This is a genomic window from Clostridium sp. DL-VIII, assembly GCF_000230835.1.
GTDB lineage: Bacteria > Bacillota > Clostridia > Clostridiales > Clostridiaceae > Clostridium.
Map to the genome: position 1 here is coordinate 1149851 of NZ_CM001240.1, position 14687 is coordinate 1164537.

Below are 14687 nucleotides of genomic sequence, written 5' to 3' on the forward strand. Positions count from 1 at the left end.
AATAAATATCCCCAATCCTTTAAAAATAAAAATTAAATAATTTTTCCTTGACGCTTTGCTGGCGGTGTATTTCTGCTTTTTGACACTTTTATTTCGCCATTAATAAGTACCATGCTTATACCTGGAATATCTCCAGCTTCAAAGGCTTCCAAAGCGGTATCAGCAATACTTCCCATAGGTGCATCCATAATAACTAAATCGGCTTCTTTACCTACAGCTATTATTCCGGTATTTAACTCATATACTTTTGCTGTATTTCCAGTTGCCATTGCTACAACTTTATCTGCCGGGATTTCTGAAATCGATGAAATTTGACATATATTTCTAAGAATTCCAAGTGGAATTAGTCCAGTACCAGATGGAGCATCATTACCAAAAATAATTCTATGAAGCATATTTTTATTTTCAGCTTGTTTTGCTACATAATTTGCAACTTTAGGATTTCCGCATTGTACAATTTCAAGAGCAAAACTAGTTTTATCAATGATTTTATCAACTTCTTCAAGGGAAATTGCAGTTGGACCTCCATTAATATGAGAAACTACATCTGGAGCTGTTGCTATTACGTCTTCTGCAGTTACAGTTGAACTTCCTGGAATTGAAGTTCCTCCAGTATGCATTTGTACTTTAAAACCATATTTATGCGCCCATTCTACCATAGGTGCTGCATCTTTAGGAGTATTTACACTCCCAAGACCTATTTCTCCTACAATCCATACTCCCTGTTTTTTTAATTCCTCAAAATCTTTTTCTACTAAACCTTTTTCTAATATAAGACTTCCACCGTGTACTTTTACACCAGCTGGAGGTGCATTATAAAAAGATTTTGAAGCAAGAATAGCAAGTGCTTTAGTGCCTTCAGGATCTTTTGGTCTGCCTGGAGTATGGCATTCACCAGCTGAAATCATTGTAGTTACACCACCATGTAGGGCACTAGAAATATAATCTAAAGTTTTTTGACGTGGTGCAAAATCCCCTAAAGTAGTATGTACGTGAGAATCAATTAAGCCTGGAATAACAGTAGTGTTATTGGCATCAATAATTGTTGCATCAGCATTAGAATAAGAAGTTAATAAATCTTCATTACCAATTGCAATTATTTTCTTGTCTTCAATAATTATAGTGTTTTCTTTAAGAATAGGGTTTGATATATCTCCGCTTACTATTTCTCCGATATTTTTTATAATAATTGTATTCATAGAATATAAGTCCTCCTTAATTAAGATTAATAAATAAAAAAATGACGCTTTTAAAAATGAAAAATTCATTTTCGAATTAAGCGCCATTGCTTTTTTTATGAAAAAATATTTTCCTGCTATTAAGTATAGCTATGTTTAAAAATAAAGTCAATCGTAAATTTTAAAATTGCAGATTATGAAAAGTTGTAAAATAGAGCTGAATTTACAGTGTACAGTACAGTTGACTTTACAAGCAAAAATCAGCTGTCAAGACAGGTGTAAAGATAGAAAATAGAAGGTAAAAATTTCAAAATAAAATAATTATAAATCTATATTGACAAGTCCTATTAAAACATTTATGATATGAAAAAGCAATGGTGCTTTAACAAAAAAATATGTTTTTGTTAAAGCACCTTTTTTTATAAAACTGCAAGAAAATATAATATAAAATTCATTATTTTAAAATAGGGGGCGTGTTATGAAAGAATTTACATATAAATCACCAAGAACTGTAAAAGAGGCGTTAGAATTTTTGAATGAAGCCAATGAAAATACTTATATTGTAGCAGGCGGTACTGATATTGTAATAGCAATTAACGATGACAGAGTTAATGCTGAACAGGTAATAAACATAAATAAATTAAAGGAATTGAAGTACGTTCAGATAGATAAAAATGTTGTAAGAGTAGGTGCTCTTTGTACTTTTTCAGAATTAGAAAAAAATTCTTTAATTAAAGAAAATATAAAAGTGCTATATAAAGCAGTTTCAGAAGTTGGTTCACCTCAAATAAGAAATTTAGGAACTGTTGGCGGCAATATTGTTAATGCATCTGTAGCAGGAGATTCAATTACAGCCTTTTTAGCATTAAATGCTAAAGTAGTATTAAAAAATTCATATGGACAAAGGGTAATGAGCCTTAGAGAGTTTTATGAAGGAAAAGGAAATTGCCAGATTAAAAAAAATGAATTATTGACAGAAATTTTTTTTGATAAACCAACTGAAAATATGGCTACTTCCTTTTGTAAACTTGGAAAGAGAAATGCACTTGCTATTGTAGATATTGGTGGTGCTATGGTCATAGAAAGAGGTAATAATAACATTTGCACAAAAGCATCTGTTATGGGAGGAGCACTAGCGCGTTATCCATTAGAATTCTTCAATGTGGAAGAATTTTTAGTAGGAAAAGAAATCTCAAAAGAAACTTTATATAGCTGCTTTGATTTACTTTCAGAAGCAGTTTATGAAAGCATTAAAAGCAGACCCCTAGAAGTTGATTATAAAAAAGAAAGTGTAAAAGGTGTATTTAAGACAGTTTTTGATGAAGTTTTAGAATACTTTAAAATTGCATAAGAAGGGACTAGGCAATATGGAAAAAATAGAAATTTCATTAAATTTAAATGGTGAAAATGTACATATAAAGGTAAATCCAAATAAGAGAGTTGTAGATTTATTAAGAGAAGATTTTAAACTTACAAGTGTGAAAGAAGGCTGTGGAGAAGGCGAATGTGGTGCATGTACCATAATATGGAATGGAAATGCAGTTACTTCGTGTACTATGCTAGCAGGTCAAATAGATGGTGACAGAATTATTACATTAGAAGGTCTAAGTAAAAATGGTGAATTAGATAAACTGCAGGAAACTTTTATAGAGGCAGGTGCAGTACAATGTGGTTATTGCACTCCGGGCATGATATTGTCTGCAAAAGCATTGCTTATGAGAAATCCTCATCCAACAAAAGAAGAAATTAGACGAGCAATGTCAGGTAATCTTTGCAGGTGCACAGGATATGCAAAAATAATTAAAGCAGTAGAACTTGCCATAGAAGATTAGGAAAGGGGAAAATTTTTTATATTTTAACCATTAAAGTTAGCTATAAAAAATTTAATTTAGTTTATGGATGATTTTGTAGTAATAGGAAAAAGTGTTGTGAAAAAGGATTCTCTTCATAAGGTGCTGGGAAAAACCAAATTTGCGGGTGATATGGAATTTGAGAATATGTTATATGGTGAAGTTGTAAGAAGTACTGTTGCTTCAGCTTATATAAAGAAAATTGATACAAGTAAGGCTTTAAAGTTAGATGGTGTAATAAAAATTTTAACTTATAAAGACATTCCGGGGAAAAATAGAATAGGAATTATCTTAAAGGATGAGCCTGTTTTAGTGGATGATAAGGTTAGAAGGATTGGGGATGCAATAGCTTTAGTGGCTGCTAAAACAAAGGAAATAGCAAGAAAAGCAGCTGGATTAGTAGAAATTGAATATGAGGAAATAGAACCTATTTTTTCTTTTGAACGTGCAATGGAAGAAGATTCACCTAAAATACATGGAACAAGCAATATCTTAAATAAGAAAACTTTAGTTCACGGTGATATTGATAAAGGATTTGAACAATGTGATGTTATAGTAGAAAACACTTATAAAACTTCCAGACTTTCACATATGTTTATAGAACCAGAAGCAGGAGTCGCTAAATATGAAAATGGAATAATAACAGTTTATAGTTCTACGCAAAATCCTCATTTTGACAGAGGCGAAATAGCTTCAACCTTAAATTTCCCTAATAATAGAGTGAGAAGTATACAAGCTACTACTGGTGGTGGATTTGGTGGGAAATTGGATATTTCAGTACAATGCCATTTAGCATTGCTTGCATATTACACAGAAAGACCAGTAAAAATGGTAAGAAGCAGAAAAGAGTCAACTTGTGTTTCTTCAAAAAGGCATGCAATGACGATGACAGCACGAACAGGAGCGACTAAAGATGGAAAAATATTAGCCCACCATGTAATAATGACAGCAGATACTGGTGCATATGCTTCTTATGGACCTGCTGTTGTTACAAGAGCTATGGTTCATTGTACTGGACCATATATGATACCCAATGTAAGGGTAGAGACAACTTTTGCATATACTAACAATCCAATGGGAGGAGCATTTAGAGGTTTTGGAGTGCCTCAGGTAGCAGTTTTACATGAAGGGCAGATAGAAGCCCTAGCTAAAAAATTAAATATAGATTCCATTAAATTAAGATTACTAAATGCACAAAAAGTTGGAAGCGAAACTGCAACAGGACAAATATTAAAAGATAGTGTGGGATTAGTAGAATGCATTAATAAGGCTGTAGAAAAAGCAAATGAAGTAATGAAATGTGAGGTGATGGAAAAGTGAAGAAGAGAGGAAAAGGAATTGGATGTATGTGGTATGGCATTGGCAATACAGGTCTTCCTAATCCATCCGGTGCATTTATTGAAGTATTGCCTGATGCAACTGCCAATTTACTTGTAGGCTGTGCAGACATTGGACAAGGTTCTACAACGGTTATGGCACAGATTGCAGCAGAAGAATTGGGCTTACGTTATGATGATATTCATGTGATTAGCGCAGACACAGGTGTTACTCCAGAAGGTGGGGCAACATCTGCAAGTAGACAAACCTTCATATCAGGGAATGCAACGAGAAATTCCTGCAAAATGGCAAAGAAAACTTTAGGAGAAGTTGCAGCTGATTTCTTAAAAGTTCATATAGAAGATTTAATTTTTAAAGATAGAGAAATATATTTTAAAGAAGATGAAACTGTAAAAATGTCTTATGATGAATTAATGTCAGAAATGAAAAAGTTAGGTAAACTGGCACTAGGAGCAGGCTCCTACAATCCAAATACAACTTATTTAGATGATGAAACTATGGGTGGAATACCTTTTGAAGTGTATTCATATGCAGCAACAGTTGTTGAGTTAGAAGTAGATACGGATACAGGTAAAATAGAAGTATTAAAAGTTGTTTCTGCCCATGACGTAGGGCAGGCAGTTAATGAAAAAATGATAGAAGGACAAATTGAAGGTGGCTGCGCTATGGGGCAGGGATTTGCTTTATTGGAAAAGATAATTGTAGAGAATGGAACAATATTAAACCCGCAATTCTCAAAATATTTAATTACAACAGCATTAGATACACCGGAAGTTTATCCTATAATTGTTGAAAGCAATGCCTCAGCAGGACCATTTGGGGCAAAAGGAGTTGGAGAGCCAGCGTTGATCCCAATTATACCGGCTATTGTAAATGCTGTTGAAGATGCTATAGGAATTCATTTTTATGAACTGCCAATTACGCCAACAGATGTAATCAAGGAATTAAAGCAGCAGAATCAAACTCAGTAATGGATATTTGAAAAAATTCAGATATAATTATCAATTAAAAATCCAGAAAGGAGTAAAATAATAAATTTACTAAAGGGGAGGTTTTGAATAATAAAGCAATAAGTATGAACAAAATTTTAATACATAATTAAGGGGGATTTTATTAATGGAAGAATTACAACGCAATGATACATTATCTTCAAAAAAGCTTATTTCACGTATGGAAAATTTTCCGGTAGGAAAATTTCATTACAAATTATTAAATATTAATGGTGCTGCCTGGGCATTTGATGCCTTTGACGTAGGTATAGTTACATTTATTGTTGCAGCACTTACAAAGTCTTGGAATTTAACAACTGGACAGGTAAGTATATTTTTAAGTGTTGGTTTATTTGGAATGCTCTTTGGAGCAAGCATTTCAGGTGCTTTAGCAGATCGATTTGGGCGTAAATCTGTATTTAAGGTTACTATGCTTCTTTATTCGATATGTTCACTAATTTGCGCTATTGCACCGAATTACACATTTCTTTTAATTGCTAGATTTTTTGTAGGAGTAGGTCTTGGTAGTGAAACACCTATTGTTACAGCTATTTTAGGTGAATTTATTCCAGCTTCAAGGCGAGGAAAAGTTCAGGGATTACTTGATACGTTTTGGGCAGTAGGATGGCTTGCGTCAGCAGTAATAGCTTATTTTGTTATTCCAACAGTAGGATGGAGATGGACCTTTGTTATAGGTGCTATGCCGGCTTTCTTTGTTTTTGTAATTCGTAGACATTTACCGGAATCTCCAAGATGGTTAATATCAAAAGGTAGAATAAAAGAAGCCGAAGAAATTGTAAATAATATAGAAGAAACACTAATTACTCAAGGCTTATCAATTCCGGAAGTAAAAATAGAACAAATTTCTGATAATAAAAGAGAAGTTATCAATAAAAAAAGCGGTATTGGATTATTATTTTCTAATAAATACTGTAAAGCAAGTGTTATGCTTTGGGGAGTATGGTTTTTTGTGTTCTTTGGATATTATGGATTGTTTTCTTGGATGCCATCTATTTTTGTAAAAGCTGGTCATAGTATGGTTCAATCTTTTTTCTATGTTTTAATTATGCAGATAGCATTTGTTCCTAATCAATTTATTTGTGCTTATCTTATGGATAAAATAGGACGTAAGACAGTACTTGGTACTAATTTATTATTATCGGCACTAGCTACTATAGCATATGGATTGGCTTTTGGAAGTGGTGTTAGTTCAACAATAGTAGTGATTTTAGGTGCTTTAACATCATACTTTGTTTCAGGTATTTTTGCAGTTATTTATACATATTCACCAGAGTTATATCCAACCAGTGTGCGTGCTACTGGAGTTGGTGCAGCATCTGCAGTTTCACGTGTAGGATCAATGCTTGCGCCAATTGTTATTGGATATGGTTTGACATCTGTTGGTATAACAGGGGTATTTGCAATAGTAGCAGTATCTTTTGTTTTAGGTGCAGTGTTTGTATGGGTTCTTGGGACTGAAACTAAAGGAGTAATATTAGAAGATTAATTTTATAATTAATTCTTCATAAGGAAAATATATAATGATGCTAAAATTTAATTAAATGTATAAAATTCTGGAGGGATTATCATATGGATTATAAAAAAGTAGGAAATCAGATAATAGAACTTGTAGGAGGTACGGAAAATATAAAAACTCTTACTCATTGTGCAACAAGACTTAGATTTGAATTTTATGATATGTCAAAAGTTCAGAAAGAAAAGCTTGAAAAATTGGAAGGGGTTATTGGAGTTGTTAACAAGGGGGGACAATTTCAAGTTATAATTGGAAATGAAGTACAACAAGCTTATAAAGAAATTATCAGTAAGACAGGAAATTTAGAAAGCTCTAATAAAAAAGCTAACAATGCTTCTAAGGGAAAAAATGGTATATTGGCGGAATTTATAAGTATAATTTCAACAACATTTACACCAGTTATACCAGCACTTACTGGTGCTGGTATGGTAAAAGCTGTTCTTGCAATTTTAAATTTGGCAGGAATAGTATCTAGTGATAGTCAGACGTATTATCTTATCAACATGATAGCAGATGCAGCCTTCTTTTTTATGCCTGTATTGCTTGCATATGGAGCAGCTATTAAATTTAAATGCAGTCCAATATTAGCAATGACACTTGCAGGAGTACTGTTACATCCAAGTTTAAGTGCTTTAGTTACGGCTGGAAAACCAGTATATTTCTTTGGAATTCCAATGAGGTTAGCAGATTACTCATCGTCAGTTCTTCCAATATTATTTACAGTATGGGCAATGTCTTATATAGAGAGATTTGCAGAAAAAGTATCACCATCAATCATAAAATTTTTTACAAAACCGCTAATTATATTGCTAGTTACTGCTCCGCTTGCATTACTTGTAATAGGACCTATTGGAGTATACCTCAATGATATAGTTGCAGCTACTGCAGAAATTATTAATGGAAAAGCCAGCTGGTTAATTCCGATGTTAATGGGAGCATTTCAGCCAGCATTAGTAGTAACTGGTACTGCTTGGGCAATGACTCCAATTGCAACAATGCAGTTAACTAATAAAGGATCAGAAATGATAAACGGACCTGGAATGTTAGCTTCTAATATTGCTCAAGGTGCTGCAACTTTATGTGTAGCAGTTAAATCAAAAAATAAAAATCTTAAGCAGCTTGCAGGATCAGCAGGTGTTACAGCACTTTTAGGAATCACAGAACCATCTTTGTATGGTGTAACATTAAAGTTAAAGAGACCATTAATTGCTTCTATGATAGGTGGAGGATGTGCTGGAATTTACGCAGGACTTTCAGGACTTGTACGTTATGCATTTGTTTCACCAGGCCTTGCAGCACTTCCAGCATTTATTGGTAAAAATCCAATGAATATTGTAAATGCTTTGATTACATGTGTGATTGCTTTTGTAGTAACATTTATAGTAACTTGGATTTTAGGTTTTGATGACCCAGTAGATGAAGAAAAAGAAGTGATTTTAACTCATGATGGTAATAATGGTGTAAATATTAGCAAAGATGTAAATCTGTTTAGTCCTTTAGAGGGAAAATTGGTTCCATTAAGTGAAGTAAATGATGCTGCTTTTTCAGGAGAATTATTAGGGAAGGGTGTTGCAATAATACCTGATAAGGGTTCAGTGGTATCACCGATAAATGGAACAGTAGCAACAGTTTTAGAATCTAAGCATGCAATTGCACTTCAATCAGATGAAGGAGTTGAAATTCTAATACATATAGGAATTGATACAGTAAATCTAAAAGGAAAATATTATACAACATATGTTAATAGTGGAGAAAGAATAAGTGTTGGAGACAAATTAATTGACTTTGATATAGAAGAAATTAAAAAAGCTGGTTATGATACAATAACTCCAGTACTAGTTGTTAATCCTGATATGTATACAGAGATAATAAGTGAAGATTCAAAGAATGTAAAGTTTGGAGAGAAAGTTATAACTGTTAAATAAAAGAAATATATATTTAATTTTTTAGGAGATGAGCTTAAATATTATTTAAGCTCAATCTTTATATTCTTATAATAAAATTTTAACTATTAAATAAATTGAATAATTTGGAGGCATTAATAAATGATTTATAAAAAATTAAAAAATTTTCCAAAAGATTTTTTGTGGGGAGCATCTACGTCTGCATACCAAGTAGAAGGTGCTTGGAATGAAGATGGAAAAGGCTTGTCCGTAATTGATATGTGTGACCACCCGGAAAGTACATCAGATTTTAAAGTAGCAAGTGATCATTATCATAGATATAAGGAGGATGTAAAATTATTTGCAGAAATGGGGTTAAAAGCCTATAGATTTTCCATTGCTTGGACAAGAATTATTCCACAGGGAATTGGTGCAATAAACGAAAAGGGGATTAAATTTTATAATGATCTAATTGATGAATTATTGAAATATAATATTGAGCCAATTGTAACAATATTTCATTTTGATTTGCCATATTCCTTAGAAGAGAGAGGGGGATGGGGAAATAGAAATACTATTGATGCTTTTGTGGAATATTCAAAAGTTTTATTTAGAGCTTTCGGATCAAAAGTAAAATATTGGTTAACTATTAATGAACAAAATACAATGATTCTTCATCCAGGTGCAATAGGAACACCAAAAGGTTCTTCTTTGCCTACTAAAAAAGAATTATATGAACAAAATCATAATATTCTTTTAGCACAAGCAAAGACGATGGAATTATGTCATGAAATATGTCCCAAAAGTAAAATAGGACCAGCAATAAATACTACTGCCATGTATCAGGAAACATGCAAACCAGAGGATGCAATTGCAGCACACAACTGGGAATCTATACGCTGTTGGAATTTCTTGGATGCAGCGGTGTGTGGACGATATAATAGCTTAGCCTATAGTTATTTGGAAGATAGAGGCTTAGAACCAACAATTTTAGAAGGCGATATGGATATTTTAAGGAATGCACATCCTGATTTTATTGCTATTAATTATTATTCAACTGCTACTATTGCAGAAAGTAAAAATGATGCTTCTGATATATCAGCGAGAGCAGGAGATCAACAAATCATGCTAGGAGAACAAGGAGTATATCGTGCAGCTGAAAATCCGTATGTTGATAAAACAAAATATGGCTGGGTTATAGATCCAGTAGGGCTTAGAATGACACTTAGAAAAGTTTATGAAAGATACTCTTTACCAATTTTAATTACAGAAAATGGTATTGGAGGTCCGGATGTATTAGAAGATAATGATGTAATTAATGATGATTATAGAATTGAGTATATTAAAAAACATCTTAAGCAGCTGCAATTAGCTATTTCTGATGGTGTTAATGTTATAGGATACTGCCCATGGTCTGCTATTGATGTTGTAAGTACTCATCAAGGTTATGAAAAGAGGTACGGATTTATTTATGTAGATAGAGATGAATTTGATTTAAAAGATCTAAGAAGAATAAAAAAGAAGAGTTTTTATTGGTATAAGAATGTAATAGAAAGTAATGGAAAACTAGAGTAGGGGTTACTATGAAGCAGATAAAACAAGAAAAAACATTGGGGAAATTTGAGAAATTTAAGTTGAAATGGGGGATACCTATTTCAATTGTTGTGTTAATTATATTTTTACTATTACCATGTCCCAAAGGATTATCAGTAGAGGGACAACGATGTTTAGCAGTATTTTCAGCAGCCTTTGTATTGTACTTGTCAGAAGCAATTCCAGCATCAATTGTAAGTTTAGCAGTTGTACCTGTATTAGCAATATTTAATATTGTTTCAATAAAAGATGCATTGTCGGGATTTTCATCTACATCTACTTATTTAATAGTGGGATCATTCATTTTGGCAGCAGCAATGTTAAAATCTAAATTGGCAGATAGGATTACATATTTAATAATGCTAAAGATAGGTACATCAGCAAGAAATATAACCTTGGGAATTTTAATGGTAAATATTGTTCTTGCATTTATGGTTCCATCATCTACTGCACGTACAGCTATGTTACTTCCAATATGTATTAATATTATTAATAAATTTAGAGGTGAAAGTAGGGAAAAAACAAAATTTGGAGCTAATATTTTGTTGACATTATGTTGCACCAATTCAACTATTAGTTCGGGTATTTTAACATCAACTATAAGCAATCCTATGGCTGTTCAGTATATTTCTGATGCTAGTGGACGAACCGTTACCTTTGGAGAGTGGTTTACTTGGGGATTTCCTCCAGCACTAATAATGACTTTTGTAGCATGGGGGATTATTCAAATAATGTTTAAACCTGAAGTAAAAGAATTAAAGGGTGGAAAATCATTTATACAGGGGAAGATGAATGAACTTGGAAAGTTAAATATAAATGAAGTAAAAGCTATTATAGTACTAGGTATAACTATAATACTATGGGCTTTTGGAGATAAAGTTGGAGTTGATAGTACAACAGCTTGTCTGCTAGGTGCTTGTGCTTTATGTATTCCTAAGATAGGTTTTCTTTCCTGGGATGATTGTAAAAATAGTATTTCTTTGAGTGTGGTTTTTATTACTAGTGGCGGAATAAGTTTGGGAGCTGCAATGAGTAGTAGTGGTACAGCTAAATGGATGGCAGAAGGGATTTTTAATTCTCTCCATTTAGGAAATTATTCAGCGGCTACTATGATTATTATTTTGATTATTGTGGTGCAATTTATGCATGTGGTATTTGTAGGGACAGCTACAATGGCAAATGTATTTTTTCCAATACTTATAGGTATTGCCAGCGTAGCAAATATAAATCCGATTTTGACAATTATACCGTCTGCTATGATGCTAGGGGGATATCCAATAATAATGTTTTTTAATACAACTCCGAATATATTATGCTATGACACAGGTGAGATAGGTTCTGATGTTTTTCCAAAATTTGGGACAATTTTATCAATATTAGCGTGTGCAGTATATGCAATATGCGTGTTGATATATTGGCCATTGATTGGAATGATTTGATATACAGTACGGTAACTATTATAGAGGATTATATCGTTGGCTTAAAGATTGCAAGTAATTAGAATAAGTGAACATAAAGAAATTAGAGCATTTAAGTAATTTAGAATAAAAATAATATTTAAGAAGGGGATAATAATATGACAGAAAAAGTTCAAATTCAATTTACACTTAATCAAAAAAAAGTTTCTTTAGAAGTTGCGGCAAATCGCCGTGCAGTTGATGTTATAAGAGAAGACCTTGACCTTATAGGTACTAAAATTGGATGTGGTGAAGGAGACTGCGGAGCCTGCACGATTATTATTGATGGAAAAACAGCTAACTCATGCTTAGTGATGGCACCACAGCTTGATGGAAAAGATGTGATGACTATAGAAGGATTAGGCACTTATGACAAGCTTCATGAACTTCAACAGTCTTTTATAAATGAAGGTGCTGTACAATGCGGTTTTTGTACGCCTGGAATGTTATTGTCAGCCAAAGTACTGCTTGATAATAATCCTAAACCTAATCGACAGGAAATCATGGAATCAATATCAGGAAATTTATGTCGCTGCACAGGATATGAGAAGATTGCTAATGCTATCGAAAATGTTGTAAATAAGGAGGAATAAACATGGAAGAGTTATCTGTAGTAGGAAAAACTATTATTCGTAAAGATGCTTTAGATAAAGTACTAGGTAAAACTCGTTTTAGTGCAGATATAAAAATGTATGGTATGCTGTATGGAAAGGTATTGCGTAGTAAGATTGCACACGGATTTGTTAAAAAAATAGACATTAGCAAGGCTGCTGCGTTACCAGGAGTTCATGCAGTGCTAACTTCAAAGGATGTACCAGGACTAAATGGACATGGCATTATTTTTAAGGATGAACCTGTACTTGTAAGTGATAAAATTCGAAAAATAGGTGATGGCCTGGCTGTTGTTGCTGCTGAAAGTGAAGAAATAGCAAACCAAGCAATTAAACTTATTGAAGTCGAGATTGAAGAAATTCCAGGAGTATTTGATCCTGTAGAGGCTATGAAAGAAGATGCACCTAAGGTTCATGGAGACAATAATATTTTGGCGCTGAGAAAAATAATACGAGGAAATATTGATGAAGCATTTAAGAATGCTGATATTGTTGTTGAAAATGAATACCATACCCAAATGCAGGAACATGCGTATCTTGAACCGGAAGCTGGAATTGCTTATATGGACAATGATGTTATTGTTATAAAAGCATCAACTCAAAACACACATTTTGATTGTCGTGAAATTGCTCGTAATTTAGCTATGCCTCAAAGTCGAATTAGGATGATTCAAGCTCCTACAGGTGGAGGTTTTGGTGGTAAACTCGATGTTTCAGTACAAATTTATTTAGCTCTTTTAGCATTAAAAACTCGACGTCCTGTAAAGATTGTTTATTCTAGAGAAGAATCGATTATTACTTCTTCTAAGAGGCATCCGTGCATTATTAAGTATAAAACAGCAGCTGATAAGACAGGAAAGCTTTCAGCTATTGATGTGAATGTAGTGGCTGACACTGGTGCATATTCATCATATGGCCCCGCACCTATAACTCGTCTAGCAGTCCATGCTGCTGGTCCTTATGATGTACCTAACGTTAAAATTTATGCATATACAGTTTACACAAACAATCCAACTGCGGGTGCTATGAGAGGATTTGGTGTACCACAAATAGCATTTGCTTATGAGCAGCAAATGGATATGATTGCAGAAAAAGCAGGAATTTCATCTTTAGAAGTTCGTTTGCGAAACACTCTAAAAAAAGGTAGTATGACATCAACGGGGCAAGTAATGAATATTGAAGGTGATATAAGTGGTACACTAGTTCCGGCATATGATAAATTAATGGAAAATAGATGCAAGAAAGTTTTAGCTCCATATAAAAAAAGAGGTATTGGAATGGGGTGCTTATACTTTGGTATTGGGAATACCGGACAGCCAAATCCAGCTGGTGCATTTTTAGATGTAATGGAAGATGGAAGTGCAAATTTGATGGTTGGTGCTGCTGATATGGGGCAAGGCTCAAATACTATTTTAGCACAAATTGCAGCTGAAGAACTAGGAATTGATTTTTATGATATCAAAGTTATTTCAGCTGATACTGGAGTTACACCTGATGGAGGTGCATCTTCAGCAAGCAGACAGACATATATTTCTGGAAATGCAGTTTTAGAGGCAGCTAAAGCAGTTAAAAACATATTTGTTAATGAAGTGGCAATCTGGCATAATGTTTCGCCGCAAGTTGTTACATTAAAAAATAAAGCTGTATTTATAAACGGTGAATCTACGGATATTACTGTGCCACAATTGGTGTCTAGATGCAGGGGGAAAGGAATTATGACTATTGGACATGGAGGATATAATCCAACTACTACAGCGTTAGATGAAGAAACAGGTCAAGGTGAACCTTATGAAGTATATTCATTTGCAAGTCAGGTTGCAGAGGTTGAGGTTGATACTCAAACTGGTCAAATTGATGTGTTGCGAATTGTGGCAGCTCATGACGTTGGGCAGGCAGTAAACCCGTTGCAAGTTGTAGGACAAATTGAAGGTGGTACAATAATGGGCCTTGGCTATGGTTTGTTTGAAGAAGTAAAAAAATCCAATGGTAAGATACAAAATCCTTCTTTTGCTACATATGTTATTCCTACAGCTGTAGATATCCCACCTATCGATTCGATTATCGTAGAAGAAAAGGCAAATACAGGACCGTTTGGAGCAAAAGGATTAGGAGAACCTCCATTAGTTCTGCCGGCAGCTGTTATAGCAAATGCTATATATGACGCAATTGGCGTTAGAATTCATTCATTGCCGATTACTCCGGAAAAGGTATTAAAAGCCATAGAAGAAGCACGAAAACAAGGTAAATAAGGGGG

Annotated in this window: 11 protein-coding genes; 10 read left to right on the forward strand and 1 reads right to left on the reverse strand. The window is 33.6% G+C overall.

All coding sequences use genetic code 11. From position 1 onward, the window contains the following. Positions 1-32: 32 nt before the first annotated feature. Positions 33-1199, reverse strand: coding sequence for an amidohydrolase family protein (locus CDLVIII_RS05315; RefSeq protein WP_009168400.1), 1167 nt, complete (start codon positions 1197-1199; stop codon positions 33-35). Between the two features lie 457 nt (positions 1200-1656). Here CDLVIII_RS05315 and CDLVIII_RS05320 point away from each other — a divergent pair, with 457 nt between their 5' ends. From CDLVIII_RS05320 to CDLVIII_RS05365, 10 genes are all read left to right on the forward strand, one after another. Beyond that, the gene (locus tag CDLVIII_RS05320) at positions 1657-2529 is read left to right on the forward strand and encodes an FAD binding domain-containing protein (protein WP_009168401.1); all 873 of its coding nucleotides are present in this window, start codon (positions 1657-1659) and stop codon (positions 2527-2529) included. Between the two features lie 16 nt (positions 2530-2545). Continuing rightward, positions 2546-3010, forward strand: a complete 465-nt coding sequence (locus CDLVIII_RS31080) for a (2Fe-2S)-binding protein (RefSeq protein WP_009168402.1) — start codon at positions 2546-2548, stop codon at positions 3008-3010. 63 nt (positions 3011-3073) lie between these two features. After that, positions 3074-4348 (forward strand): molybdopterin cofactor-binding domain-containing protein, encoded by a 1275-nt coding sequence (locus CDLVIII_RS32450; RefSeq protein WP_009168403.1) that lies wholly within the window; start codon positions 3074-3076, stop codon positions 4346-4348. Continuing rightward, positions 4345-5337 carry a molybdopterin cofactor-binding domain-containing protein gene (locus tag CDLVIII_RS32455; RefSeq protein WP_009168404.1) on the forward strand — a complete coding sequence of 331 codons (993 nt, stop codon included), beginning with the start codon at positions 4345-4347 and terminating at the stop codon, positions 5335-5337. The genes CDLVIII_RS32450 and CDLVIII_RS32455 overlap by 4 nt, the downstream gene beginning before the upstream one ends. A 145-nt stretch (positions 5338-5482) precedes the next feature. Continuing rightward, positions 5483-6862, forward strand: a complete 1380-nt coding sequence (locus CDLVIII_RS05340) for an MFS transporter (protein WP_009168405.1) — start codon at positions 5483-5485, stop codon at positions 6860-6862. 83 nt (positions 6863-6945) lie between these two features. Then, positions 6946-8814: a beta-glucoside-specific PTS transporter subunit IIABC gene (locus tag CDLVIII_RS05345; RefSeq protein WP_009168406.1), complete on the forward strand. Its 1869-nt coding sequence runs from the start codon at positions 6946-6948 to the stop codon at positions 8812-8814. 120 nt (positions 8815-8934) lie between these two features. Next, positions 8935-10347, forward strand: a complete 1413-nt coding sequence (locus CDLVIII_RS05350; RefSeq protein ID WP_009168407.1) for a glycoside hydrolase family 1 protein — start codon at positions 8935-8937, stop codon at positions 10345-10347. Positions 10348-10355: 8 nt separating this feature from the next. Beyond that, positions 10356-11804, forward strand: coding sequence for a DASS family sodium-coupled anion symporter (locus tag CDLVIII_RS05355; protein ID WP_009168408.1), 1449 nt, complete (start codon positions 10356-10358; stop codon positions 11802-11804). A 137-nt stretch (positions 11805-11941) separates the two neighbouring features. Then, on the forward strand, positions 11942-12415 hold the full coding sequence (locus CDLVIII_RS05360; RefSeq protein WP_009168409.1) for a (2Fe-2S)-binding protein: 474 nt from the start codon (positions 11942-11944) through the stop codon (positions 12413-12415). A 2-nt stretch (positions 12416-12417) separates the two neighbouring features. Further along, positions 12418-14682 (forward strand): xanthine dehydrogenase family protein molybdopterin-binding subunit, encoded by a 2265-nt coding sequence (locus CDLVIII_RS05365; protein WP_009168410.1) that lies wholly within the window; start codon positions 12418-12420, stop codon positions 14680-14682. Positions 14683-14687 lie beyond the last annotated feature (5 nt).